The sequence below is a fragment of the Robinsoniella sp. genome (assembly GCF_034124845.1).
In genome coordinates, this window is the sequence record NZ_JAWYAJ010000333.1 from 1 (window position 1) to 4,754 (window position 4,754).

Here is a 4,754-nt window from a genome sequence, read left to right on the forward strand (position 1 = left end):
CCAGAGGGCTGTTTCTGCATACCTATGCGAATTCCGTAGATGAAGCAAATGATATTATACACTATGTAGAAAAAAATACACATGCATAAGGAGGATTACATTATGAAATATGAAGCATCCTGGAATTCACTGAAAACACATCAAACGCCTGCCTGGTTCCAGAAGGCGAAGTTCGGAATATACACCCACTGGGGAATTTATTCCGTTCCCGCCTGCAGACCAAATGGCAGCTGGTATGGATTTTATATGTATCAGAAAGGCAGTCCCCAGTATGAGTACCATACAAAGACTTACGGTGATCCGTCCGTATACGGATACAAAGACTTTATCCCGGAGTTTACCGGAGAAAAGTTTGACGCGAAGGAATGGGCAGAATTATTTGCGAAGGCAGGTGCAAAATTTGCCGGTCCTGTGGGCGAGCACCATGACGGGTTCAGTATGTGGGATACCGGATTAAACCGCTGGAATTCCGCTGCAATGGGACCGAAAGTTGATGTAGTGGCTGAAATGGAACGAGAAATCCGGGCAAAGGGTATGAAATATATGGTTGCACTTCATCATGCAGAAAACTGGAGATTCTTCCCTCATTGGGTGGAGGGAACCGATTTATCCAATCCGGAAAATTTTGATCTGTATGGTACGCCCCATGACCTGGACTGGAAGAATGGGATACCGGACAAAGGGGAATGGCCCATCTGGAATGCCCAGACGCTGCCGGACAAAGCATTTTGTGATAAATGGCTTGCAAAATGTAAGGAAATAATCGACCGCTTTACGCCTGATATGCTGTGGTTTGACTTTGGACTGGGATTTATGCCGGAAACCTACCGGGCAGAGATGCTGGCCTATTACTACAGCAAAAGTGAGGAACAGGGGCGGGATGTGGTAACGACTTATAAATATCAGGATCTGCCCGCAGGAAACGGAGTCATTGATCTGGAGCTGGGAAGATTCGACCGGATGATGTATCACGAATGGATCACCGACACTACGGTAGATGACGGAGAGGGATGGTGCTACCTGTTCGATGCAAAATACAAGAAACCGGGGGAACTGGTACATTACCTCATCGACAATGTGAGCAAGAACGGATATCTCCTGCTTAATGTGGGACCAAAGCCCAATGGTGAGATACCGGAAGAAGCCAGACATATTCTTTTGGAGATGGGGAAATGGTTAGAGGTCAATGGCGAGGCAATCTATGATACAACTCCCTGGTTCACCTTTGGAGAGGGTCCGGCGAAAATGGAAAAGGCAGGTATGTTTAGTGAGGGGGAAAAGCTTCGGTATGGTTCGGAAGATATCCGGTTTACCGTGAATGGAAACATGCTTTACGCTGCTTTACTGGGATGGCCGCAGGACGGAAAGGCAGTTATCAAAAGTGCGGTACAGTTTTATCCGGGGGAAATAGCAGGGATTACCATGCTGGGTGATGATGCACCGCTGCAGTGGAACTGTACGGATGAGGGTCTGGTTGTCAGCCTTCCGGCTCAGAAGCCCTGTGATTATGCCTGGGTGCTGAAAATAGCCAGAAAGCCGCCCTTTTAGAAAATCAGGTTTTTAACTGATACTTAAAAAGTTACTCTGTACAACCAAAATGCGTAAATAGTAACATTATGAACACAATTTCGGTAAATTTTACGAACGTTGCATATATTCATGAACGGATTTTATGATATAATAAATACAATGAATCATCATTATACTCTCGGAGGCACAAATTATTCAGATTTGGGGTTCGGAGAGTTTTGATGTATAAAAACATGGGATTATGGGGGAAAGATCATGTATAAGGTTGTAATTGCGGAAGATGAAATGTTTGTAAGGCTGGGAATTAAAATGTCTGTGGACTGGGAGAAGCTGGGCATGGAAGTGGCGGCAGATGTGGAAAATGGTCAGCAGGCGCTGGAAGCCTGGGAAACCTTTCAGCCGGATATTGTTATAACTGATATTAAAATGCCTGTGATGGATGGAATTACACTGATCAGGCAGATCCGGCAAAAGGATGAGCGGACCAGATTTATCATCCTCAGCTGCCTGGAAGAATTCAATATTGTACGGGAAGCTTTATCACTTGGAGTCTCGGATTATGTGTTAAAGCTCACTATGACACAGGAGGACATGGAAAAGGTTCTGGAGAAGGTCAAAAGGGAACTGGTTGTCATGGACAAAAGCCAGAAGACCCAGGAAAATGGAATGGAGCGAAAACGGTTTGAGGACTCTCTTCGGAATTTTCTCTACTACCGCCTGGATATGGGACCGGAATGGAAATTGAAAATGAAAGAACAGTTCCTATGCCCCGGGAAACAAATGCAGATGGTGGCGCTGGAAATTGATCACTATGTGGAAAGCAAGCGGATATTCAATGACTCTTACGGAAGTATTCTGGATTCCGCAGTGGAAAATATCCTGTCGGAGCTGCTGGTGGAGGAAAACCATATCCTGCTTCCGGAAAAAGACGGCAGATTTATTATGATCCTGGAAGAAGAACCGGAAAGTGTAATGCTCTCTGAACAGATGTGCTGCAGGCTGGAAAAAATGCGAGATGTGCTGAAACGGTGTGTGAAAAGCACGGTTTCTTTTGCTATAAGCCAAAGGGGCAATGGCTATGACGAACTTTATGAAATGTACCATCAGTGCGCCCAGGCGCTGGAAAAGAAATTCTTCTATGGATTGGATAGAAATAATGTTTTTGCGGCGCAAAGCCCGGATGACTGTAAGATGCTGATTCGCAGGAAGATGGGAAGGCTGATTCAGAAGCTGAAAATGGATGATACGGCTGTCAGGCGGTTTCATGAAGCGGAAGAAGGTTTCTGCCAGCATGAGAATCCGGTTACCATCCGGCATTATTTTGAACATGGGATCAATGTGGAGATGTGTAGAATTTTGCCGGAGGGTACGCAGAGATATCAGATCACGGAGCAGTTTATGACAAGGCTAAAAGACAGCCAGACTTTTGATGGAGTTTTGGAGGTGTACGAATCCTGTATGGAATATCTTCAGGGCAGCTGCGATGAGCAGACATTGCTAAGCAAACCCGTAAAGGATATCCTGTTTTACATCAGCCTGCATTATCAGGAAGATATTTCACTGGATCAGGTGTCACAAATGGTGGAATTAAGCAGGACGTATGTGTGCGGTCTTTTCAAGAAAGAGCTGGGTGTAAATTTAACCAACTATATTATGAATTACCGGATTGAAAAAGCCAAGGAGCTGCTGCGCAGTACCAACTTAAGATCTTATGAAATAGCGGAGAAGGTGGGGTTTCTGGATGAAAGTTATTTCAGCCGAACCTTTAAAAAAGTGACCGGACAATCTCCCAACTCCTTTAAAAAAGGGGTATAGAAGACATCTATCCCATAAACTTAATGCAGCTGTCAGAAAGCAGTTTTCAAGTACGCTTCTGGAAAGGAAAGGCGGAAGAGGTCATGAGAAGGAAAAAGAATAACGGACAGGCATTCAGCAGACGGCTTCAGTCCCAGCTGCTGGCGGTCTTTATGGTAACGATTACATTGCTGGTGGGAGTGGTTTCCATTTTTAGTTACAAACGTTCTGAAAAAGTAATACAGGAACAGTCAGCCAGTATGATGCAGCAGTACTTCCAGCAGAATCAGTATAACATCGTCCGATATACTCAGGAAGTTGAAAAGATTCTCCGGCTTTTTATGATACAGGATTCTCTTCAGGATTATATGAGGCAGGGGTGGAAAAACCAGTTCGGAAGCATCCAGAAAGCGATGCAGATTTTTGACTATACGAATGTGGTGATGGGAAACTATGAATATCTGGACTCCATTTATTACTATGGCAATGACGGTACAGCTCTGGGGGTTATGGAAAAGAAGAACATGGTAACCAGGATACCCAATCTGGAATTGCCCTGGTATTCCCTGGGAATTCAGGAGGAAGCTTTGAAAAATCCCGGCAAGGTACTATGGTTTGGCGGATATACAAATCAGAATTTTGCCATGGAGGGGGAAAAGAATGAGATACCCTATGTGACGGCGGTCAGCAGCATCTGGCTGGGAACCGGCAGATATGCCACCGTGGTAGTGAATATACAGCAAGACGCACTTGCCGCCCTCTTTACAAAATCAGATACGCCGGATGAAAGGGAAAGCTATCTGATGAATGACGAAGGGGTGGTTGTGGTACATCAAAACAGGGAAAAAGCAGGAAAACAGGCAGAGTTTACCCCTGGGGAGCTGGAGAAAACCGGAGACGGGTACCTGATGAAAGAGGATATTCAGATTAATTACCATCGGATACAGGGGCTGCCCTGGACCATTGTAACGGAGATACCCAAGGAGTCCCTCTATGGAAGCCTGGTTTCCTTAAAACGCTGGTTTCTGGTATTGGCAGCAGGAGGGCTTCTGGTAGCAACGGCATTGTCGGTATACAGTCTCTACAGGCTGACTGCACCCCTAAAGAGGCTGCGAACCGCAATGGAGCGGATGGAAAATGGTTCACTGGGGGAACAGCTGGATGAGAGCAGCAAAAATGAGCTTGGTATGCTGGGCAGGCAGTTTAACCGGATGTCCCGGAGTATTCAGACTATGATCCATCAGATCCGGGATATGGAAGGGGAGAAAAGAATTCTGGAAAAAGAAGCCCTGCAGGGCCAGTTAAATCCTCATTTTCTGTTTAACACGCTGAGTACCATGCGGTTTATGGCAAAACTGGGTCAGAACGAGCCTCTGGAAGAGTGCTTCTGTGCACTGGGCAGAATGCTGCAGCCCATGTACCGCAGCCAG

General features: G+C 45.8%; 3 protein-coding genes. All 3 read left to right on the top strand.

Annotated elements, in window-relative coordinates:
- The first annotated feature begins 102 nt into the window (after positions 1-102).
- On the top strand, positions 103-1,548 hold the full coding sequence (locus ACH2DQ_RS16875) for an alpha-L-fucosidase (RefSeq protein WP_394914452.1): 1,446 nt from the start codon (positions 103-105) through the stop codon (positions 1,546-1,548).
- Positions 1,549-1,785: 237 nt separating this feature from the next.
- Positions 1,786-3,345 (top strand): response regulator, encoded by a 1,560-nt coding sequence (locus ACH2DQ_RS16880; protein WP_394914453.1) that lies wholly within the window; start codon positions 1,786-1,788, stop codon positions 3,343-3,345.
- A gap of 83 nt (positions 3,346-3,428) precedes the next feature.
- On the top strand, positions 3,429-4,754 hold a 1,326-nt coding region (locus ACH2DQ_RS16885), incomplete at its 3' end, for a sensor histidine kinase (protein WP_395027520.1).